The sequence below is a fragment of the Microbacterium sp. ZW CA_36 genome (genome assembly GCF_044987475.1).
GTDB lineage: Bacteria > Actinomycetota > Actinomycetes > Actinomycetales > Microbacteriaceae > Microbacterium.
The window spans coordinates 13,240-34,557 of the sequence record NZ_JBJDRL010000042.1 but is presented as its reverse complement, the minus strand read 5'-3'; the positions used below and the strand labels follow the sequence as shown (position 1 = coordinate 34,557).

19 protein-coding genes and 1 pseudogene are annotated in these 21,318 nt (G+C 72.0%); 7 read left to right on the top strand and 13 right to left on the bottom strand.

From position 1 onward, the window contains the following. Together ACI3KX_RS15820 and ACI3KX_RS15815 are read right to left on the bottom strand one after the other, a co-directional pair. A pseudogene (locus tag ACI3KX_RS15820) lies at window positions 1-249 on the bottom strand (hypothetical protein); the annotation flags it as partial. Then, window positions 246-782, bottom strand: coding sequence for a sigma-70 family RNA polymerase sigma factor (locus tag ACI3KX_RS15815; protein WP_363357753.1), 537 nt, complete (start codon window positions 780-782; stop codon window positions 246-248). The pseudogene ACI3KX_RS15820 and the gene ACI3KX_RS15815, both read right to left, overlap by 4 nt. Window positions 783-900: 118 nt before the next feature. Between ACI3KX_RS15815 and ACI3KX_RS15810 the strand changes: the two genes are divergently transcribed. Together ACI3KX_RS15810 and pcp are read left to right on the top strand one after the other, a co-directional pair. Further along, window positions 901-2,343, top strand: coding sequence for an RNB domain-containing ribonuclease (locus tag ACI3KX_RS15810; RefSeq protein WP_404910323.1), 1,443 nt, complete (start codon window positions 901-903; stop codon window positions 2,341-2,343). A gap of 9 nt (window positions 2,344-2,352) precedes the next feature. Beyond that, complete coding sequence (gene pcp, locus ACI3KX_RS15805) at window positions 2,353-2,991, top strand: pyroglutamyl-peptidase I (protein ID WP_404910322.1); 639 nt, start codon at window positions 2,353-2,355, stop codon at window positions 2,989-2,991. Between the two features lie 17 nt (window positions 2,992-3,008). Here the strand turns inward: pcp and ACI3KX_RS15800 are convergent, their stop codons facing one another. The 5 genes from ACI3KX_RS15800 to nhaA all read right to left on the bottom strand — a co-directional run bounded on the left by ACI3KX_RS15800 (window position 3,009) and on the right by nhaA (window position 9,027). Beyond that, window positions 3,009-4,214, bottom strand: a complete 1,206-nt coding sequence (locus ACI3KX_RS15800) for a benzoate/H(+) symporter BenE family transporter (RefSeq protein WP_404910321.1) — start codon at window positions 4,212-4,214, stop codon at window positions 3,009-3,011. After that, window positions 4,211-4,957, bottom strand: coding sequence for a metallophosphoesterase family protein (locus ACI3KX_RS15795; protein ID WP_404910320.1), 747 nt, complete (start codon window positions 4,955-4,957; stop codon window positions 4,211-4,213). Before ACI3KX_RS15795 ends, ACI3KX_RS15800 begins: the two co-directional genes overlap by 4 nt. 39 nt (window positions 4,958-4,996) lie before the next feature. Further along, on the bottom strand, window positions 4,997-5,878 hold the full coding sequence (locus ACI3KX_RS15790; RefSeq protein ID WP_404910319.1) for a phosphotransferase: 882 nt from the start codon (window positions 5,876-5,878) through the stop codon (window positions 4,997-4,999). Beyond that, window positions 5,878-7,029 (bottom strand): flavodoxin-dependent (E)-4-hydroxy-3-methylbut-2-enyl-diphosphate synthase, encoded by a 1,152-nt coding sequence (ispG, locus tag ACI3KX_RS15785; RefSeq protein ID WP_204260065.1) that lies wholly within the window; start codon window positions 7,027-7,029, stop codon window positions 5,878-5,880. The genes ACI3KX_RS15790 and ispG overlap by 1 nt, the downstream gene beginning before the upstream one ends. A 99-nt stretch (window positions 7,030-7,128) precedes the next feature. Next, complete coding sequence (gene nhaA, locus ACI3KX_RS15780; protein ID WP_404910318.1) at window positions 7,129-9,027, bottom strand: Na+/H+ antiporter NhaA; 1,899 nt, start codon at window positions 9,025-9,027, stop codon at window positions 7,129-7,131. A gap of 244 nt (window positions 9,028-9,271) precedes the next feature. On the opposite strand from nhaA, the gene ACI3KX_RS15775 reads away from it, so the two are divergent. Then, the gene (locus tag ACI3KX_RS15775; RefSeq protein WP_404910317.1) at window positions 9,272-11,227 is read left to right on the top strand and encodes an anthranilate synthase family protein; all 1,956 of its coding nucleotides are present in this window, start codon (window positions 9,272-9,274) and stop codon (window positions 11,225-11,227) included. A 7-nt stretch (window positions 11,228-11,234) separates the two neighbouring features. On the opposite strand, the gene ACI3KX_RS15770 is transcribed toward ACI3KX_RS15775, so the two are convergent. The 3 genes from ACI3KX_RS15770 to ACI3KX_RS15760 form a co-directional block, all read right to left on the bottom strand. Continuing rightward, the gene (locus ACI3KX_RS15770; RefSeq protein ID WP_404910316.1) at window positions 11,235-12,506 is read right to left on the bottom strand and encodes an RNA polymerase sigma factor; all 1,272 of its coding nucleotides are present in this window, start codon (window positions 12,504-12,506) and stop codon (window positions 11,235-11,237) included. Further along, window positions 12,506-12,871 (bottom strand): YciI family protein, encoded by a 366-nt coding sequence (locus ACI3KX_RS15765; RefSeq protein ID WP_349426964.1) that lies wholly within the window; start codon window positions 12,869-12,871, stop codon window positions 12,506-12,508. Before ACI3KX_RS15765 ends, ACI3KX_RS15770 begins: the two co-directional genes overlap by 1 nt. Before the next feature lie 111 nt (window positions 12,872-12,982). Continuing rightward, entirely contained in the window at window positions 12,983-14,326 is a 1,344-nt protein-coding gene (locus ACI3KX_RS15760; protein WP_404910315.1) for a M50 family metallopeptidase, read from the bottom strand. Window positions 14,327-14,421: 95 nt separating this feature from the next. On the opposite strand from ACI3KX_RS15760, the gene ACI3KX_RS15755 reads away from it, so the two are divergent. From ACI3KX_RS15755 to ACI3KX_RS15745, 3 genes are all read left to right on the top strand, one after another. After that, window positions 14,422-14,985, top strand: a complete 564-nt coding sequence (locus ACI3KX_RS15755; RefSeq protein ID WP_363357763.1) for a hypothetical protein — start codon at window positions 14,422-14,424, stop codon at window positions 14,983-14,985. A gap of 138 nt (window positions 14,986-15,123) precedes the next feature. Continuing rightward, the gene (locus ACI3KX_RS15750) at window positions 15,124-15,843 is read left to right on the top strand and encodes a YcnI family protein (RefSeq protein ID WP_404910314.1); all 720 of its coding nucleotides are present in this window, start codon (window positions 15,124-15,126) and stop codon (window positions 15,841-15,843) included. Window positions 15,844-16,003: 160 nt separating this feature from the next. Then, window positions 16,004-17,698, top strand: coding sequence for a Mur ligase family protein (locus tag ACI3KX_RS15745; RefSeq protein ID WP_404910313.1), 1,695 nt, complete (start codon window positions 16,004-16,006; stop codon window positions 17,696-17,698). Window positions 17,699-17,765: 67 nt separating this feature from the next. On the opposite strand, the gene dxr is transcribed toward ACI3KX_RS15745, so the two are convergent. Together dxr and ACI3KX_RS15735 are read right to left on the bottom strand one after the other, a co-directional pair. After that, a complete protein-coding gene (gene dxr, locus ACI3KX_RS15740) occupies window positions 17,766-18,851 on the bottom strand; it encodes a 1-deoxy-D-xylulose-5-phosphate reductoisomerase (protein ID WP_404910312.1) in 1,086 nt (361 codons plus the stop codon). 37 nt (window positions 18,852-18,888) lie between these two features. Then, on the bottom strand, window positions 18,889-19,857 hold the full coding sequence (locus tag ACI3KX_RS15735) for an FKBP-type peptidyl-prolyl cis-trans isomerase (RefSeq protein ID WP_363357767.1): 969 nt from the start codon (window positions 19,855-19,857) through the stop codon (window positions 18,889-18,891). Window positions 19,858-19,931: 74 nt separating this feature from the next. Between ACI3KX_RS15735 and ACI3KX_RS15730 the strand changes: the two genes are divergently transcribed. Next, window positions 19,932-20,759 carry a lysophospholipid acyltransferase family protein gene (locus tag ACI3KX_RS15730; RefSeq protein WP_404910311.1) on the top strand — a complete coding sequence of 276 codons (828 nt, stop codon included), beginning with the start codon at window positions 19,932-19,934 and terminating at the stop codon, window positions 20,757-20,759. A 58-nt stretch (window positions 20,760-20,817) separates the two neighbouring features. On the opposite strand, the gene ACI3KX_RS15725 is transcribed toward ACI3KX_RS15730, so the two are convergent. Continuing rightward, window positions 20,818-21,294, bottom strand: coding sequence for an OsmC family protein (locus ACI3KX_RS15725; protein WP_363357768.1), 477 nt, complete (start codon window positions 21,292-21,294; stop codon window positions 20,818-20,820). Window positions 21,295-21,318: the final 24 nt, after the last annotated feature.

The window sequence follows — 21,318 nt, the reverse complement described above, 5'->3', positions numbered from 1 at the left end:
GGGGGTCGGCGACGGAGACGGCGCCGGCCGGGTCTCGCTCGTCGTCGGCGCGGGCGCCGGCCGGGCGTCGGACCCGAGCAGCGCGGCGGTCGTGATGGCACCGCCGCTCACCACTCCGATGAGGACGAGTGCCACCGCACCGGCCACCAGCTGCATGCGGTGTCTCCCCGCCGGGCGGATGCGCTGTGCGCCGGCGAGCACGAGGTCACGCATCTCGGACTGCTCGTACGGGGTGAGGTCGTCGTTCATGCCCATGCTCCCTCGATCGAAGCCATCTCTTCGCGCAGCTTGGCCTTGGCTCGGGCGAGCCGCGACTTCACGGTGCCCACGGGGATGCCGAGCGTCTCGGCCGCCGCCCGGTCGGGATAGCCCTCGAGGACGGTCAGCACCACGACGCTCTGCTCGCGGGCGGGAAGCCTCTTCAGGGCGGCAAGCACGCCGGTCTCGTCCGGGCCTTTCGGTGCTCCCGGGTTCGATGCGACAGGCGTCCGAGCGAGGAGCGTTCGGTAGCGGCGGCCGGAGCGCTCAAGATTGCGGGCGCAGTTCGAGACGGTGTTGAGCAGCCACGGGAGTGGCGAACCGTCCACGAGGCGGACCGACTCGCGCTTGCGCCAGAGCTCGAAGAATCCGATGGTCACCGCATCCTTCGCATCCTCTCGCGCGGTCAGCAGACGGCGGGCATGCCGGAAGAGACGTGCCTCGTGGCGGTCGAACAGCATTGCCAGCGCGGCCTCGTCGCCGGTCAGGACCCGCTCCCAGAGGGAGGCGTCATCATCGTCCATACCCTGTAGTGTCCGCGTTCCCGCAGATGGTTCATATCCCACCGTGCCGCGCTCCGAAGGGGCGTGACGTCATTCCGCGCGCCGCGCGCTCGGACCGGCGTCTGCCTACACTGAGCGGGTGCCCGCACGTCGCCCCCGAGTGGTCCCCGCGCGGGCCCACGACGACCTGACCGAGTCGCTCTCGCAGCTGCGGACCGAGCTCGACCTTCCGGATGGCTTCCCGGCGGCGGTGGAGGCCGAGGCACAGCAGGCGGTGCGCAGCGTCCCTGCCGATCCGGCAGCGGCGCAGCTCGACGACCTGCGCGACATCGAGTTCCTCACGATCGACCCGGCGGGCTCGACGGATCTCGATCAGGCGCTCCACCTCGAGCGCACGCCCACCGGTGCGGTGGTCCACTACGCCATCGCCGACCTGCCGGCGTTCGTGACGCCGGGCGGCGCCGTCGACGGCGAGGCGCGCCTGCGGGGGCAGACGCTCTACGCGGCCGACGGCCGGATTCCGCTGCATCCGGTCGCCCTCAGCGAGGACGCCGCCTCGCTGCTGCCCGGGCGCGAGCGGCGCGCGTTCGTGTGGCGATTCGTGCTCGACGACGGCGCACGGCCGGTCGAGACCACCCTGCGCCGCACGGTGATCCGCTCGCGCACCCAGTGGACCTACATCGATGCCCAGGCCGCGATCGACGCGGGCACCGCGCCGGATGCCCTGCAGGCGCTGGCCTGGTTCGGGCCGCTGCGCCGGGAACGCGAGGCGGAGCGCGGCGGCGTGAGCCTCAACGTGCCCGAGACCCGCATCGTCGCCGACGATTCCGGCTACCGCCTCGAACGGGACGCGCCGCTCCCGGTCGAGGACTGGAACGCACAGCTGTCGCTGCTGACGGGCATGGCCGCGGCCGACCTCATGCTGCGCGGAGGAGTCGGCATCCTCCGCACCATGCCGGCCGCCGATCCGGACGACGTCGCTGCGTTCCGGGCGCAGACCGTGGCACTCGGCATCCCCTGGACAGCCGGCGTCTCGTACGGCGACTACCTCCGCTCGCTGGATCGCGATCGCCCGGCCGCGCTCGCGATCCTGGACGCCGCGGCCGGGTTGTTCCGGGGCGCCGGCTACGTGGCCTTCGACGGCAGCGCGCCCGCCGATCCGCTGCAGGCGGCGATCGGTGCGCCCTACGCCCACGCCACCGCTCCCCTGCGCCGGCTGGTCGACCGGTGGTCGCTCGTGGTGTGCGAAGCGCTGGCGAATCAGCGCGAGGTGCCGTCGTGGGCGCGAGAGAGCCTACCGACGCTTCCCCCGCTCATGGCACGCAGCGATGGAGTGGCGAACCGGCTGGACGCCGCCGCCCTCGACCGGGTCGAGGCGGCACTGCTGTCGCGACGTGAAGGGCAGGCCTTCGAGGCCGTGGTGCTCGGCCGACGCAACGACGGCGCACGTGTGCAGCTGACGGATCCACCGGTGACCGCCAAGGTGGCCGGGCTCGACGCCGCCCCGGGATCAACGGTGCGGCTGCGTCTCAGGAGCGCCTCCATCGCGACGGGATCCATCGTTCTGGAGCCGACCGCCTAGCCTGGTGTCGTGACGACGACCGTGCTCCTGACCGGGTTCGAGCCCTTCGGAGGCGACGCCGCCAACCCGTCGGGCGAGGCCGTCCACCGTGTCGCCTCCCGCTGGGAGGGACCCGAGGTGCTCGTCTCGGCCGTACTGCCGGTGACGTTCACCGGCGCCGCAGGCCGCCTGCGAGAGCTGCTCGCCGACCACCGGCCGGACGTGGTGATCGCGGCCGGCCTGGCGGGTGGACGCGCCGCGATCGGGGTCGAGCGCGTCGCCGTGAACCTCGTGGACGCCCGCATCCCCGACAATGTCGGCCAGCAGCCGGTCGACGTGCCGAGCGTGCCAGGGGCCGCGGCGGCGCACTTCGCCACGCTGCCGGTGAAGGAGATCGCACGGCGGATCGCCGCGGCCGGCATCCCCGCGGAGGTGTCGTACTCGGCGGGCACGTTCGTCTGCAACCACGTCTTCTTCACGGCGCTCGAGGCGGCGGCATCCGGAACCCGAGCGGGATTCGTCCACGTTCCCTGGTCGGCAGAGCACGCCCCGTCATCCGATTCCGCAGCTCTTCCGCTCGCCGACATCGCCCGGGCGCTGGAGATCGCCGTCCGCACCAGCCTCGACGTGACCGCCGACGCGCGCATGCCCGGCGGCACGCTCCACTGACGCCGGCTGTCTGCCCGTCAGCGCGAGCGGCGTCCCGCGTGGAGCACCTCGCGCACGATGAGTCCCGCGACCAGCGCCCAGAACGCCGCGCTGACGCCCGCGATCGCCACACCCGACGCCGCGACCAGGAACGTCACCACGGCAGGCAGCCGCTCCCCCGGGTCATCGATCGCCTGCTGCACGGCCGAACCGAACGCGCCGAACAGCGCGATGCCGGCGACCGCCGGGATGACGGCATCCGGAGAGACCACCACGAGGGCGACGAGCCCCGCCGACAGGCCACCGAGAACGATGCCACCGGCTCCCGTCGACACCCCGGCGACCCAGCGCCGCTTCGCATCGGGGTCGGCCTCCGGCCCCGCGGCGAGCGCCGCGCTGATCGCCGCCAGGTTGATCGCGTGCCCGCCCGCGGTCGCTCCGAGGGCGGTGCCCAGGCCGGTGACGAGCATCGCCGGCCGCCAGGGCACCTCGTAGCCGAAGCTGCGCATGATGGCGACGCCCGGGACGTTCTGCGAGGCCATCGTCACGAGGAAGAGCGGCAGCGCCAGACCCACGATGGCTCCGACGGTGAAGACGGGCGCCGTGAACTCGAGCCGCGGCACCAGCAGGGCGGGGTCGATCGTCGCGCCGGTGACCGCGACATGCACGCCGATGACGACGGATGCCGCGACGAACGCCAGCGGCACTGCCCAGCGCGGCGCCACGCGCACGAACACCAGCCAGGTGAGGAGGACGGGGATGACGCCCCACGGGTTCTCCACGACTCCGGTGACCGGCGCGAGACACAGCGGCAGCAGCACACCCGCGAGCATCGCCTGGGCGATCGACGGCGGGATCCGGGCGATCAGCCGTCCTAGCTGCGGCCAGAGCGCCGTCAGCAGGATGAGGCCCGCCGTCACGAGGAATGCCCCGACGGCCGCGGGCCAGCCGCCCTCGACGGAGCCCGTGGCGGCGAGCACGGCGGCTCCCGGCGTCGACCACGCCACCGTGATCGGCATCCGGTACCGCCAGGCGAGCAGGATCGCCGAGGCGCCCATCGTCAGGCACAGCACCAGCAGGCCGCTCGCCGCCTGCGCGCGCGTCGCCCCGACGGCGTCGAGACCTGTCAGCACGACGGCGAACGAGCTCGTGACTCCGACGAGCGCGGTCACGATCCCGGCGACGATCGGCCGCGAGAGCGGCGCGGCGGGCTCGGTCGGCGCGTGGCCTGCGGCGGCGCTCACGCGCCCTGCCGTCCGCGGTACACGGCGGTGCGGAGCTCGACCTCCCAGACGTCGCGCTGAGGCATGCCGACGGCCTGCGCCGCCGCGACCTCGGCGTCGACGTCGTACGGCACCCGCACGAAGCGCACCTCGAACGGCGCCCGTTCGGACGCGTCGAGCACACCCTCGAGGATCACATAGCTCGGCGTCGGCTCGTCGAGCGGGTTGCCGACGCTGCCGGCGTTGAAGAGGGTGCGACCGTCGCGGGACTCGAGATACGTGTCGTGGATGTCGCCGTAGCCCACGACGGTCGGCTCGGGGCCGTCCCCGGTCATCTGCGTGGCGCGGAACATGCCGTCGAACTCCTCGTCGGTGTGACGGAACCGCACCCGCACGTGCGGACTCTCGGCGGACGCGTGGAACAGCCGGATCCGCCGCCCGCTCATCACGAGGTCGTGGCTGAGCGCCAGCCCGCCCAGCCAGCGCCGCTGCTCCGGGGAGAGCTCGTCACGCCACCACCGCATCTCCTCGGGCTGGTCGTCACCGACGGTGCCGATGAAGTCGTCCCAGTTGCCGCGGATGTTCACCTCGCACACGTCGCGCACGCGCTCGGTGGCGGCGCCGCCCCGCGGGCCTTTGCCGACGTTGTCGCCCAGGTTGATGATCCGGCGGATGCCGCGGCCGGCGATGTCGTCGAGCACCGCTTCGAGAGCGGTCAGATTCCCGTGGACGTCGGAGATGAGGGCGATCCGGTCGAGAGCCATCTTCGGATCATGCCACGCCTCTCGGAGCGAGCGCGGCCGTCAGCGCCCGAACTCGGCGAGCGCGTCGGCGATCATGCGGTGGCCCTGCGCCTCGAACTCCTCGTCCCCCACCTGATGCGCCCAGCAGGCGGTGCCGATGGCTTCGCGCAGCCGCAGCAGGAGCCAGTGCGACGGACCGAAGGCTCGCTCGGACGTGCCGGATCCGAGCCGCGGATCATGACCGTAGCCCTCGAAGAAGGCGGTCTCGCACGCCGGGTTCTCACGCCACTCCTGCGCCGCGAGCCGAACGAAGTCGGTCGCGGCGGGGCGGAACGCGAACCTGCCGAAGTCGATCACCCGGACCACGCCGGCGTCCACCAGCCAGTTGCGAGGCTGCCAGTCGCCATGCGTGGCAACGAGGTCCGCGTCGATCGGCGGCAGAGCGTCGAGCGCGTGTCGCAGCCGTGCCTGCACCTCCGGCGTGATGGCGTCGGACGTGTCTAGCCAGAGCAGAGCGCGACGCGTGGCCGCGGCATCCGCTCCGTCCGACGGGCGGGAAGCCTGGTCGTGGAACCGCCGCAGCAGCTCACCCGCGCCGCGGTGCACCTCGGGGTCCACGCCCGCGGGCGTCCGGTACGCGAGCTCACCCGGCACCCACTCGAGCACCAGCACCCGCGCCGCACGGTCGGAGTGCACCAGGCGCGCCGCGTGGCCCCTCCGCTGCCAGACCGCGACGAAGCCGCCCTCGTGCGCATCGAGCTCGCGACCGAGATGGTGATCGCCGTCGCCGGACGCCTTGACGATCAGCTCGCGGCCGGCGTGCCGCACCCGCAGCACGACCGTCTCCACCTGGTTCCAGCTGAGGTCGGCGACGGCCTCGGCTCCCGGCAGCCACTCGTCGACCTGATCCCGCTGCACGGCCGACAGCCGGCCGAAGCCCATCAGGACGTGACGACCTGCGCCGTGCCGACTGCGGCGTCCGGGCCCATCTCGGCGGCGAGACGGTTGGCCTCCTCGATGAGGGTGGCGACGATGTCGGCCTCGGGCACGGTCTTGATGACCTGCCCCTTCACGAAGATCTGTCCCTTGCCGTTGCCCGAGGCGACGCCGAGGTCGGCCTCGCGCGCCTCCCCGGGTCCGTTGACGACGCAGCCCATGACCGCGACGCGCAGCGGCACCGTCATGTCCTTGAGGCCCTCGGTGACGTTGTCGGCGAGCGTGTAGACGTCGACCTGGGCACGGCCGCAGGACGGGCACGACACGATCTCGAGCTTGCGCTCGCGCAGGTTCAGCGACTGCAGGATCTGGTGGCCGACCTTGACCTCCTCGGCGGGCGGGGCCGACAGCGACACGCGGATCGTGTCGCCGATGCCCTCCGCGAGCAGGATGCCGAAGGCGGTCGCCGACTTGATCGTGCCCTGGAACGCGGGTCCGGCCTCGGTCACACCGAGGTGGAGGGGCCAGTCGCCGCGCTCGGCGAGGAGCCGGTAGGCCTTGACCATCACGATCGGGTCGTTGTGCTTGACCGAGATCTTGAAGTCGTGGAAGTCGTGCTCCTCGAAGAGCGACGCTTCCCAGACAGCGCTCTCGACGAGAGCCTCGGGAGTCGCCTTGCCGTATTTCTCGAGCAGGCGCCGGTCGAGCGAGCCGGCGTTGACGCCGATCCGGAGCGATACTCCGGCCGCCTTCGCGGCGGCGGCGATCGCGCCGACCTGGTCGTCGAACTTGCGGATGTTGCCCGGGTTCACGCGCACTGCGCCGCAGCCGGCATCGATGGCCTGGAACACGTACTTGGGCTGGAAGTGGATGTCGGCGATCACCGGGATCTGGCTCTTCGCCGCGATGATGTGCAGCACGTCGGCGTCGTCCTGCGACGGCACGGCGACGCGCACGATCTCGCAGCCCGAGGCGGTGAGCTCGGCGATCTGCTGCAGCGTGGCGTTGATGTTGGTGGTCGGCGTCGTGGTCATCGACTGCACGCTCACCGGCGCATCGCCGCCGACCAGCACCTTGCCCACCTTGATCTGGCGGGTCTTGCGACGGGGGGCGAGCGTTTCGGGGACCTTGGGCATCCCGAGATTGACGGCTGGCACGTGCTCCAGCCTACGCGTCGGTGCAGGGCATCGGCTGAGTGGCCGCGACCGGACCGTGAGAGCGCGGGGCGGGACGGGATCGCTCGTCCCCCGCCGGGCTCACTCGCTCGCCGCCGGCGACGGTGCAGCGGGCGCCTCCGGCTCCGAGCCGGTGAGCGCGCGGATCAGGGTCTGCGCGTCGTAAGGGCCCACGTGACGGACGCCGTTGATGAAGAACGTCGGCACCGACGTGATGTCCATCGCCTCGGCATCCAGCATGTCGTCGCGCACGCGCGCGGTGACCTTCGGCGAGCTCAGGTCGTCCTCGAAACGATCGACGTCGAGGCCGAGGTCGCGTGCGCGGCGGATGATGTCGGACGGGAGCTGGTGGTCCTGATCGGCGAACAGGCTCCGCGAGAACTCCGGCAGCTTCCCCTGCAGGTTCGCGGCCTCCGCGGCCTCGGCCGCCGCCAGCGCGTTCGGGTGCTGACGCTCCAGCGGCGCGTGTCGCCACACGTAGCGCAGGCGGTCGCCGAGCTCCTTGCGGACCTCCTCGATCGAGCCCGACGCCTTGAGGCAGAAGGGGCACTGGAAGTCGCCGTACTCCACGATCGTGAGCGGCGCGTTCACGTCACCGTAGATGTGGTCGCGCTGGGGGTCGACCGGCCGCACCAGGGCGCGTCCCCCGTCGTCGTCGGGCCGCCGTGCGTCCGAGATGCGGAACACGATCGCTGCCAGCACGAAGGCGAGGACGGACGCCGCCAGCACGCCGACGCGCGCCTCGTTCTGCACGTCGGGGTCCTCGATCGCGAGGTCGATGATGAACAGCGAGATCGTGAACCCGATGCCGCACAGCATCGCGCCGCCCGCGATGCGGTCGAGCGTCAGGCCCAGTCCGAAATCGCCGAGCTTGAAGACCTTCATGATGGCCGCGGCGCCGAAGACGCCGACGAACTTGCCCACGACGAGACCGACGACGATGGCCCACGTGACCGGGGACTGCACGGCGGCCGCGAGGATCGGCCCCGAGATCTCGACGCCGGCATTGGCGAGGGCGAACAGCGGCAGGATGACGTAGGCGACGTACGGCGCGTACGCCGACTGCAGGCGCTCGTTGATCGAGATCGACTCCCGGAGGCTGTTGGCGGCCTGCCGCGCGTACTCGCTGTTCGGCGACTGGCGGAACATCCGCGCGAGCTCGAGCGCCTGCTCGACGTCGCGCCGATTCGGCCGGTAGACGGGGATCAGCAGCGCGATCGCCACACCCGCGAGCGTCGGGTGCACCCCCGACGCGAGGAAGGCGAGCCACACGATGATCGACAGTGTGGCGTAGATCGGGCCGCGGCCACGCGGGACGTAGCGGGTGAAGAAGATCCCGGCCAGGCCGACGGCAGCGACGAGAAGCGGCAGCGGTGTGAAGCTGTCGGTGTAGAAGAGGGCGATGATGCTCAGCGCGCCGATGTCGTCCACCACCGCGAGGGCGAGCAGGAACACCCGGAGCCTGCCAGAGGCGCGCGGCCCGATCAGCGCGAGTGCGCCGACGAGGAACGCGGTGTCGGTCGAGATCACGACCCCCCACGCGTGCTCGAATCCCGACCCCCTCGCGATCGCGAGGTAGAGCCCGGCCGGCACCAGCAGTCCCGCCACCGCGGCGACCACGGGGATCATGGCGCGGGACCAGCTCGTGAGCTCGCCGATCGCGAACTCGCGCCGCACCTCGAGGCCGACTGTGAAGAAGAAGATCGCCATGAGCGCGTCGTTGACGAGCGCGTGCAGCGTGAACGCGAGATGGATGTCGCCGAAGCTGATCGTCAGCTGCGTCTCCCAGAAGTCGTGATACGACGTCGCGGAGACGTTCGCCCAGACGATCGCGACGAGCGTCGCGAGCACCAGCAGGAGCGCGCCCGTGCGCTGCTCCCCCATGTTGCGGATGCGGTCGGCGATCGAGGGACGCCGTCGGGGCCGCCGATCCGGCTGCTCCGGTTCGGCTGATCGGTCGGTGATCGTGAGGTGGGTCATGGCGTACCTCCGCGGCGCGGGGATGCGGGCAAACGGGTCGGCCCCAGTATGGTGCCGAATCCGGGGACAGTGGGCCGGGATCCGTCGCGGTGACCGAATCGCGCGTGTGGTAGGTTCGGCGCATGTCCGCGCACCTCTCCTGGTGGCTCACCGCATAGGCGGTGTGTTCGCGCGACCACAGACCGCCCACGGGCGGTCTTCTTTTTCGTACGGGACACCGCCCCACGACGAAAGACGACACACCATGACCGGGCCTGCCCCCATGTCCCCTCGCGACCTCGCTGCCAGCGGCATCCCCTTCGCGCTCATCGCGCGCGACGACAGCACCGTCGAGGTGCTGACCGGCGATGTCGTCGACGTCGAGCTGCTGGCCGACATCCCGCTGACGGACGCCTCGGGCTCGCCGCGGGAGGTGCTGGCGCTCGTGCCGTTCCGGCAGGTGCGCGAGCGCGGATTCGAGTGCCACGACGACGGAGCCCCGCTGCGCTGCCTCGTCGTGCGCGACCGAGCCTCGCTCCCGCGCGACGAGACCATGGCGCTGCTGCCGACCGAGCCCGTCGCGCTGGAGGGCGCCGGCTTCGACATCGCCGACGAGGACTACGCCGACATCGTGCGGCGGGTGATCGCCGACGAGATCGGGCGCGGCGAAGGCGCCAACTTCGTCATCCGCCGCGACTTCACCGCCGGTGTGTCCGCGGATGCCGCCACCGCCGCCCTCACGTGGTTCCGCGCCCTGCTCGAGCACGAGCGCGGCGCGTACTGGACGTTCGCGGTCGTCACACCCGGCCATGTCGCCGTCGGCGCGAGCCCCGAGGCGCACGTCAGCGCACGCGACGGCGTCGTGACGATGAACCCGATCTCGGGCACGTTCCGTCACCCGGCCGGCGGCGCGACCGCCGAGACGCTCACCGAGTTCCTCCGCTCCACCAAGGAGACCGAGGAGCTGTTCATGGTCGTCGACGAGGAGCTCAAGATGATGAGCGCCGTCTGCTCCGACGGCGGCCGCATCACCGGTCCGCATCTCAAGGAGATGTCGCGACTCACGCACACCGAGTACGTGCTGCGCGGGCGCAGCCGGCTGGATCCCCGCGACATCCTCCGCGAGACCATGTTCGCGCCGACCGTGACCGGCTCGCCGATGCAGAACGCGTGCACGGTCATCACCCGGCACGAGAGCACCCCGCGGGGCTACTACTCGGGCGTGGCCGCCCTGTTCACCCCCCGCCTGACGCTCGCGGCCGGCGAGGCGACCCATGACCTCGACGCTCCCATCCTCATCCGCACCGCATATCTGCAGGACGGCCGGTTGCGCGTTCCCGTCGGGGCGACGCTGGTGCGCCACTCCGACCCCTACGGCGAGGTCGGCGAGACGCACGGCAAGGCCGCCGGCGTGCTCGGCGCCATCGGCGCCGTGCCCCGTGACGCTGCGGCCGAGGCCGCCGTCGTCGCCGTGCCCGACGCCGACGTCATCGACGAGGACGCCCCCGCTCCCGCGCCGCGCCGTCTCGCGGACGACCCGGCGATCGCCGAGCTGCTGGCCTCCCGCAACGGACGCCTGGCGGAGTTCTGGCTCAACCCGCAGGGCTCGGACGGGCCTGCGCCGTTCGCCGGCCGGTCGGCGCTCGTCGTCGACGCCGAGGACCGCTTCACCACGATGCTCGCCCATCAGCTGCGCCATCTCGGGCTCGACGTGCGGATCGCGCCGTGGGACGAGGTGACCGACGCCCAGATCGACGACGCCGAGCTGCTCGTGTCAGGCCCCGGGCCGGGCGATCCGCGTGATGTGTCCAGCCCCCGCATCCGGCGCATGCGCGAGGTGGTCGGGCGGCGGCGCGAGAGCGGCCGGCCGATCCTCGCCGTGTGCCTCAGCCACCAGATCCTCGCCGACACGTTCGGCATCGACCTGGCACCGCTGGACGCACCGCACCAGGGGCTGCAGAAGTCGGTCGACGTGTTCGGGATGCCGGCATCCATCGGCTTCTACAACACGTTCACCGCCCGCGTACCCGCCGGCACGACGCGCGCCGGCGAGGCCGAGATCGCAGCGGACGCCTCGGGCGACGTCTACGCGCTGCGCGGGCAGGGCTTCGCATCGGTGCAGGGGCACCTGGAGTCCATCCTGTCGCGGGACGGCATGACCACGCTGCAGCGGCTGGTGGAGCAGGCCCTGATGCCGGTCGAGGCCCGATCTGCCGGATAGTCCGCCTTCAGCGAGCCGAGGATGCGTCCGCGCGGGCAGCCAGCAGGCGTCGCTCGGCCTCGTTCGCGGTGAGCTCGAGTGCGCGCAGGTCAGCGGCGAGCGCGTCGTCGTCGCGGCCGAGCTCGCGCAGCAGTGACGCCCGGACGGCGTGCCACAGGTGCGAACGGGCCAGCGGATCCGCGAGCCCGTCGACCTCGGCGAGCGCGACGCCGGCGCCTGCCACGCGCGCCAGCGCGACGGCGCGGTTCAGTCGCACCACCGGCGACCGGTCGTACGCGAGCAGCATGTCGTAGAGCGTCAGGACCTGCAGCCAATCGGTGGACGCCTCGTCCGCGGCATCCGCGTGGCACGCCGCGATCGCCGCGTGCAGCTGCCAGCGTCCCGGGTGCCGCAGCCGGGCCGCGCCCTCCAGCGACGCGCGGGCCTCGCCGAGAAGAGCGGCGTCCCACCGCGACCTGTCCTGGTCGGCCAGCAGCACCAGCTCGCCGCCCACCGATCGCGCGGACTCGCGGGCCCGGTGGAACTGCAGGAGCGCGAGGAGTCCCTGCGCCTCCGCGGCGCGCGGCAGCGCCTCGGCGACCACTCGGGCGAGCCAGAGCGCGTCGTCGGCGAGGTCACGGTCGGCCGCGGCATCCGACCCCGCCACGAAGTGGGCCTCGCTGTACATCACCGAGACCACGGTCAGCACGAGGTCGAGCCGCGCGGCGGCATCCGCCCCTTCGGGGACCCTCAGCGGGATGCCGCTCTCGGCGATCTTGCGCTTGGCGCGCGAGATGCGCTGCCCCGTGGTCGATTCGGCCGTGAACGTGGCGCGGGCGATCTGCGCCGTCGTGAGTCCGCACACCGCGCGGAGAGTGAGCGCGAGCTGCGCATCGGGCGCGAGCGCCGGGTGGCAGCAGCCGAACAGCAGCGGCAGGCGCTCGTCGGCCGGTGGCCCTCCGACCACGGGAGCGGGTGCGAGCAGCGCGACCTTGTCTCGCAGCACGCGTTCCCGGCGCACCCGGTCGAGTGCGTTGTGCCGCGCCGCCTGCATCAGCCAGGCTCCGGGCTTCGGCGGCATCCCCCGCGCCCGCCACTCGCGCAGCGCCTCCACGACCGCCTCCGCGACGGCCTCTTCCGCCACGTCGAAGCTGCCGAACGACACGGTGAGCGCCGCGGTGATGCGTGACGACTCCTCACGCACGACCGCGGCGAGGAGGCGATCGGATGCCGCGGCGCGGACGTACGACGGGCGCGGGTCGTCCGCGCCCGGCCCGGCCGCGGCATCCGGCTCGGGCATTACTCGAACTGGCTGTAGTCGACGACCATCGGCCGGATCTCGACGGCGACTCCGGGGAATTCGAGCGAGGGCCAGGTCTTCACGAGCGCGATCGCCGCGTCGAGGTCGGGGACGTCGATCACGCTGAATCCTCCGACGACCTCCTTCGCCTCCGAGAAGGGGCCGTCGGCGACGACGGGCCCGTCGTCGCCCGCCCGCACCGTCGTCGCGGTGCTGACCGGATGCAGCTCCGCCCCCGAGTCGTCGATCTTGTCGGCGTTCGTGCCGAACCACTCGTAGATCCGCCCGTAGACCTCCTGGCGGCGCTCCTCCGGCACCGCGTCGTCGAGCTCGGGTGTCGAGGTGAACATGATCACGTACTTCACGGTCGTCGTCCTTCCGTCAGTGGAACCGTTGCACCCCTACAGCGAACGGGCAAGGCCGTTTTCGACAGGCTCGGCGAACGGATCCTCGGTGGTCCGGCGACCGCCGGCGGCTCAGAAGAGCGTCACCGGGTTGAAGAGGTCGGCGAGGATCAGCACAGCCCCCATCACGATGAGGGCGATCACGACCACGAACGTCACGGGCACGAGCCTGGTCGCATCCACCGGCTTCGGCGGCGGGCGGCGGAACAGCTTCGCCCAGGCGCGCTTGAGTCCCTCCCACAGAGCCACCGCGACGTGTCCGCCGTCCAGCGGCAGCAGCGGGATGAGGTTGAAGACGAAGAGCGCGATGTTGAGCGAGGCGAGCAGCGAGAGGAAGCCGGCGACCCGGTTGAGGATCGGAGAGTCGGCCGCGGCCACCTCGCCGGACAGGCGCCCGGCGCCGACGATGCTGAGCGGGCCGTTCGGATCGCGCTCCTGCCCGGTGACGAGGTCGACGGCCGTGTCCCACACCTTCGCCGGCAGCTGCCAGATGATGCCGGCGACGGCGCCGACGTTCTGCACGGCCATCTGCGGTCCGGCCCAGATCGGCTGTGTGACGTACTCGACCGACGGGCCGATGCCGACGAAGCCGACCTCCTCGGTCGTCGTCGTGCCGTCGGCGGCGGTCACCTCGGTCTCGATCGTCGCCGGCGTGACCTGGATGCTCTGCTCGGAGCCGTCGCGCTCGACCACGAACGTCAGCTGTTCGCCGGGCGAAGAGCGGATGATGGCAGTCGCCTCGTCGAAGTCGGCGACCGGCTGCCCGTCGATCGAGACGATCGTGTCGCCGGCTTGGATGCCCGCCGCCTCGGCGGGGGCCGCAGGCGCGGACACGGCGCACTCGGTCGAGCTCGTGGTCGGGACGCACTCGGACAGGCGGGCGACCGTCGTCGTGGCGGTCTGCAGGCCGATGCCGGTCAGGAGGATCGCGAACAGCACCATGGCGAACAGGAGGTTCATGACCGGGCCGCCCAGCATCACGACGATGCGCTTCCAGATGGGCAGCCGGTAGAACACGTGCACGTCGTCGTCGCCGTGCAGCGTCTCGTCGTTGGCGTCGCGCGCGTCCTGGACCATCGTGGCGAAGAACCCGCCGCCGGCACGCCCGGATCGTGATCCGGAGCCCGAGGCCTGGGTGGCTGCGGATGCCTCGGCAGCGCGCGCCCGCTCGCCGGGCGACGGCGGATACATGCCGGCCATCGAGATGTAGCCGCCGACCGGGAACGCCTTGACGCCGTACTCGGTCCCGCGCATGCGCCGGGACCACAGCGTCGGGCCGAACCCGATCATGTACTGGCCGACGCGCACGCCGAACTTCTTGGCTGGCCACAGGTGGCCGAGCTCGTGCAGCGCGATCGAGACGGCGAGGCCCACGACCATGAGCACGACACCGATGACGAACGCGAGGATCTCCACACGCTCACGGTACCCGCGTGATGCTTTGAGTTGGGTGTGACGGTGCGTTCGGGCGATGCCTCGCCCCTCCCGTAGGCTCGACGTGAGGAGGAGCCGTGACCCCACGCCACGTGCGCGCGCTGCGCGGCACCGCCGCGGCATGGGTCGCGACCGTCGTCGCCGCCACGGCTCACACGCTCGCCGGCGGCGGGGCTCCCTCCCCCGCCCTGGTCGTCGCCGTCGGCATCCTCTCGTCGCCCTTCGCGGTGGGCCTCATCGGGCGCCGCCTCTCCGCGTGGCGGATGGGCGCCACCGTCCTTGCGAGCCAGTCCCTGTTCCACGTGGCGTTCGCTCTGACCGCCGACGCCGACCCTGCGGCACTGCACGGGCACCACGTCACGCACCTGGGCGGCACTCTCAGCACCGTCGTGCTCCCCGACGCCCCCATGCTCGCCGCCCATGTGCTCGCCGCGTTCGCGACCGTCGCCGCGCTGCAGAGCGCAGAGCGGATGCTGCGCGCCCTGGGCCGCGGCATCCGCTCGGTGTTCACGCGCGTCCGCGGCATCGCCCCGCGTGCGCCGATGCCCCGGCTCGTCACGCCGCAGACACGTCCGTCCGGCGCCGCGCTGCGCGTCGTCCTCTCGGACACCTCCCGGCGCGGACCGCCCGCCTTCGTCTGAGCGGCGCACCGAGCGCCGCGCCCGTCGCCGGCCGCGCCCGATGCGTGCGCCGGGTCCTCTCGCGTACGCGCTCCCGCCGCGTACCGCCGGTCGGCCGTTCGCGCCGATCACCCCCGACGACAGACGAAAGCACACACCATGAACACGCTCACGAACATGTCCCCCACCCGCCGCCTCGTGATCGGCGCCACCGCCGGTCTGGCCCTCGTCCTCGCCGCGCCGCTCGCCGCGTCCGCCCACGTGCACGTGACACCTGAGACCGCCTCAGCCGGCGGGACCGAGACCCTCACCTTCTCGTTCTCGCACGGCTGTGACGGCTCGCCCACGACCGCCCTCGCCGTCGACATCCCCGAGGGCGTCGGCAACGCGACACCCGTCGTGCAGGGCGGCTGGACCATCACGCGCGAGCTCGGCGCCGACGGCGTGCCGACGCGCGTCGTCTACACCCCCGACACCCCCGTCGAGGACGGGCTCAAGGCGACCGTCTCGATGGATGCGCTCTTCACCGAGGCGACCGCGGACACCACTCTCGCCTTCCCCGTCACCCAGACGTGCGCGGAGGGAGAGACGGCGTGGACGCAGATCGCCGAGGACGGCGAGGATCCGCATGACCTCGACGCGCCCGCGCCGCTCGTCGAGGTGAGCGACGCCGCGGACGACGCCGCTGCCGGGCATGCGACCGGTGCCGAGGGTGCGGACCACGCGACCCACGAGAGCGCCGAGGCCGCCGCCGACACCGAGGAGGCGGCATCCGGCACGTCCGCCGACCCGGTCGCACGGTGGCTCGCCGCGGGCGGACTCGTCGCGGGGATCGCCGCACTCGCGGTCGTGCTCGTGCGCGGACGCCGCAGGGCCTGAGCCGCTCTCCGTGCCCCGGTCGCCGAGCGCGAACATCCCGCTCGGCGACCGGGGTGCCGGGCGCATCCGGCCACGGTGGCGAGCCCGCTGCAGGGCCGGCCGGCAGCCTTGCACAGGCTCGCGGGCGGGGGCACGGGCGCCATGCGAAGATGGATGCGCCATGCCGACCGACGCGCCTTCGAACCTGCCCCCGGTACTCCGCCCCGACGCGCCGCCGACCCACTCCCTCGCGGACCTCGCGGCGCGCTTCGCCGTCGACGTCCGCGGCGACGTCGCCGGCGCCACGCTCACGGGCATCACCCTCGCGACCGCCGATCTGCGGCCCGGCGACGTGTTCGTCGCGGTGCAGGGCGTCAACCGCCACGGCGCCGAATTCGCCGCGACGGCAGCCGAGAAGGGCGCCGTCGCCGTGGTGACGGATGCCGCCGGGGCCGACGTCGCCGCCGCGAGCGGGCTGCCCGTCGTGCTGGTCGAGAACCCGCGCGCGATCCTCGGCGAGCTGTCGGCGTGGGTGTACAGCACCGGTCGCGACGACGACCTCCCGACGCTCTTCGGAACCACGGGCACCAACGGCAAGACCAGCGTGTCGCACCTGCTCGAGGGCATCCTCGGCCAGCTGGGCGTGACGACGGGGCTGTCATCCACCGCCGAGCGGCACATCGCCGGACAGGTGGTCGTGTCGCGGCTGACGACGCCCGAGGCGTACGAGATGCACGCGCTCCTTGCCCTGATGCGCGAACGGGGCGTCGAAGCCGTCGCCGTCGAGGTGAGCGCGCAGGCGCTCAGCCGCCGCCGCGTCGACGGCATCGTGTTCGACGTCGCCGGCTTCACCAACCTCACGCACGACCACCTCGACGACTACGCCGACATGCGCGAGTACTTCGAGGCGAAGCTGCCGCTGTTCCGTCCCGACCGCGCGCGCCGCGCCGTCGTCTGCATCGACTCCGAGCCCGGCGCCGAGGTCGTGGCGCGCAGCGAGGTGCCGACCGTCACGGTCGGCACGCCCGCGCTCGCCTCGGACGCGGATGCCGCAGCCGCCGCGGACTGGGTCGTCGACATCCTCGACGAGCGGCAGGTCGGCACCGAGTTCCGCCTCACCGCCCGGGACGGGCGCTCGCTGACGACCCTCGTCCCCGTGATCGGGCGGCACATGGCGGCCAACGCCGGCCTCGCGATCGTCATGATCCTCGAGGGCGGCTACACGTGGGAGCGCCTGGTCGACGCGCTCGACGGCGGCCGCATCGACGCCTACCTCCCCGGGCGCACCGAACTCGTCTCGGGCGAGACGGGACCGGCCGTCTACGTGGACTTCGGTCACTCTCCCGACGCCTTCGAGAAGACGCTGTCCGCGGTCCGCAGGGTGACACCGGGCAAGGTCGTCATGCTGTTCGGCGCCGACGGCGACCGCGACGCCACGAAGCGGCACGACATGGGCCGCACCGGCGTCGAGGGCAGCGACATCCTCGTCATCACCGACCACCACCCGCGCCACGAGGACCCCGACTCGATCCGGGCCACCCTCGTCGAGGGCGCGCGCCGGGCGCAGCCGGATGCCGAGATCCACGAGTTCTCCCCGCCCGAGCGCGCGATCATCGAGGCCGTCGCGCTCGTCGGCGACGGCGACGCCATCCTCTGGGCCGGTCCCGGGCACCAGGACTATCGCGACATCCGCGGTGTCCGCACGCCGTACTCGGCGCGCGAGCTCGCCCGTCGCGCCCTGCGCGAGGCCGGCTGGCCCGTGCCCGAGCCGCACTGGCCGGTGCCGTATCCGGAGCACGAGACTCCGGCATCCGACCCGCTGCGGCACCTCGTGCGCTGCGGGGTCAGTTCACTTGCGCTGAATGTACGCCCTTAGGCGGTTTCAGCGTACGTTCAGCGCAAGTGAAACCATTCAGCGCTGCGCGAGGGGACGGCGAGCGGGATCAGGATGCCGCGGCGATCGCCTTGTCGGCGGCGCGGCGCGCCCAGTCCTCGGCGTCGGCCAGCGCCGCGCGCGTCAGCGCGTCGGGCGCGTCGTGCGCATCGACCACGCGGTCGATGACGTCGATGATCCCGAGGAAGCTCAGACGGCGCTCGTGGAACGCGTCCACCGCCTGCTCGTTCGCGGCGTTGAACACCGCCGGGTAGGTGCCTGCTGCGCGGCCGACCTGCTTGGCGAGCCGCACCGCGGGGAACGCTGCATCGTCGAGCGGCTCGAACGTCCAGGACGTCGCCGTCGTCCAGTCGAGCGGGCGCCCGACGCCGGCGATGCGGTTAGGCCAGTCGAGCCCGAGCGAGATCGGAAGGCGCATGTCGGGCGGCGATGCCTGCGCGATGGTCGACCCGTCGACGAACTCGACCATCGAGTGGACGATCGACTGGGGGTGCACGACGACGTCGATCTCGGCGTAGGGCACGCCGAAGAGCAGATGCGCCTCGATCACCTCGAGGCCCTTGTTGACGAGCGTCGCCGAGTTGGTGGTGACCACTCGCCCCATATCCCACGTGGGATGCGCGAGCGCCTCGGCCGGTGTGACCCTTTCAAGGGACTCCCGGCTGCGCCCACGGAACGGGCCACCGGATGCCGTCAGCACGAGCCGACGGACCTCGCTCCGCTCTCCCGAGCGGAGCGCCTGCGCGATCGCCGAATGCTCGGAGTCCACGGGCACGATCTGTCCCGGACGCGCGAGCGCGGTGACCAGATCGCCCCCGACGATCAGGGACTCCTTGTTCGCGAGCGCCAGCGTGCGGCCCGTCTCGAGGGCCGCGAGTGTCGGACCGAGTCCGACGGAGCCGGTGATGCCGTTGAGCACGACGTCGGCCTCGACGTCGCGGACGAGCTGCTCGGCCTCGACGGCGCCGAGCGCAGTGCTCTCGACGCCGAACTCGGCGGCCTGCGCGTCGAGGGCGGCGCGATCCGAGCCCGCTGCGAGCCCCACCACCTCGAACCGCCGCGGGTTGGCCCGCACGACGTCGAGCGCCTGCGTGCCGATGGAGCCGGTCGAGCCGAGGATCAGGACGCGCCGCATCCGGCCAGCCTAGCGGCGGGCCGGATGCGGCCGCGTGCTACTCGGCGGCAGCGGCGCGCTGCACGCCCAGGATGTCGACGACGAAGACGAGGGTCTCGCCCGTGAGGTCCTCGTCGTTGATCTCGCCCTCGCCGTAGCCGAACGCGGGCGGGATCACCACGAGCACCTGCGAGCCCACCGTCTGGCCCTCCAGCGCCTGCTGGAAGCCCTGGACGACGCCGGTCGTCTGGAACTGCGAGGGGGCTCCCCGGCTCCAGCTGGAGTCGAACTCCGAGCCGTCCGACCACTTCACACCGCTGTACTGCACGAACACGGTGTCGCCCGACTCGACGGTCGCGCCGTCGCCGAGCTTGAGCTCGGCGATCTCCACCTCGGTCGGCGGGTCCTGGTCGGGAATGGTGATGGCGGGCGCCCCGTCATCGTCGAGTTCGACCTCCGGCATCCCCGCCACCGGGTCCTGATCCGCGCCGGTGGCGACGGTCGGCAGCTCGCCCACCGACTGCGCGACGACGACGGCATTGGCAGCGCCCTCGCCCAGCATCGAGCCGGGAATGGTGAAGGCCGTGGCCGAACCGAGCGGCGTGCAGAGCACGCTGCTGCCGAAGATGCTGCTGCCGTCGACGATGATCGGGATGAGACCCGAATCGTCCGGGGTGGTCGTCGCCGAATCGAGCAGGACCTCGCCGGTGGTGGGGTCGATGACGAGGTACTGCCCGGAGACGAGCTGCCCGATCGCGAGGTCGTCACCGTCAGCGTCCGCGGCGATCGTGCGCTGCAGATCGGCGAACTCGAGATCGGCGGGCACCTCCGCGGTGAGCTCGGGAGCAGCCCCCGACACGGTGATCGCGTCGGAATCGGCACCAGGCTGCGGATCGAGGCCGCAATCCGACGCGGCGCTGGAGGACGGCGTGGGGCTGGCGTCGGGCTCGGCCGAGCCGGAGCAGCCGGCCAGCAGGAGTGCCGACATCGCGGCGACGGACAGGGCGGCGAGCGGGCGAATGCGCACGGAACAACCTCGAGACGTGGAAGGGAAGCCTCCATCTTTTCGCATCTTTGCTCTGTTCGCGCTGGGAAAGGGCTATGCCGATACCGGAATGCAATCGGGAGTACCCTCGACGGGTGACTTCCGACCTCGTGCCCGGCGCCGACGACACCGCCGACGAGACCGTCGAAACTCCCGACCCGCCGGCCGCGCCCGCTCGGCGCATGGGCTTCACGTACGCGTTGGGACGCCAGATCATCCGGCCCCTCGCCCGTGTGATCTATCGCCCGCGCGTGGAGGGCAAGGCCAACGTCCCGAAGTCCGGGCCGGTCATCTTCGCGAGCAACCACCTGTCGTTCATCGACTCGATCGCGATCCCGGTGGCGGCTCCTCGACCCGTTCACTTCCTCGCCAAGGCGAGCTACTTCGACAGCCCGGCATCGCGCTGGTTCTTCACCGCGATCGGCGCCATCCCGGTCCAGCGCGGCGCCGGACAGGCAGCGCTCGACGCCCTCGATCAGCAGCGCACGCTGCTCGAGGAGGGAAGCACTGTCGCGCTCTACCCCGAGGGCACGCGCTCGCTCGACGGCCGCCTGTACAAAGGCCGCACGGGCGTCGCGTTCCTCGCGCTGCAGACCGGTGCGCCGGTCGTCCCCGTGGGTCTCATCGGCACCGACGACGTGATGCCCGTCGGCGCGAAGATGCCCTCGCTCACGCACCGTGTCACCGTCAAGTTCGGCGAGCCCCTTGATCTCGCGCACCACGGTCCGGCGTCATCGGGCAAGGCGCGCCGGCTCGCCACCGACGAGATCATGGCCGCGATCCACGCGCTGTCGGGACAGGAGCTCGCGAACGCCTACAACGAGGTGCCCGCGCAGAACCCGATCGACCGCATCAAGCAAGTCCTCCCCCACGAGCGCCGCTGACGCCGCCACGGTGCCCTGTCCCCTCACGGAGCTGAGGTGGATGCCGGGGCCGGCGGAATCAGGCAGGGGCGACGACGATCGTCGGCTCGTGGTGAACCGGGAAATTCACCGAGTTCGCGATGAAGCACCACTCCCGCGCCTGCGCATGCGCGGCGGTCGCGGCATCCGCCATCGACGCTTCCGCGACGGTCACGCGCGGCCGGAGCACGACCTCGCGGAAGGCACCGCCGCCTCGCCCGTCCTCGACCATCAGCCCGGAGGCGTCGTCCTCGTAGCCGACGACAACGACTCCCGCCTGCACGCACGCGTGGAGGTACGACAGCAGGTGGCACTCGCTGAGGGCTGAGAGCAGCAGGTCCTCGGGATTCCACCGCGACGGATCTCCGCGGAACGGCTTGTCCGACGACGCCAGCAGCGCGGGCTTGCCGTCGATCTCGAGCGTCACGGCCCGGTCGTAGTCCCGGTACCCGGAGGTGCCCGTGCCGCGGTCACCCGTCCATGTCGTCCGGACGGAGTATCGATGCTCGCCCCACATGAGCACAGTCTGTCATGCGAGGCG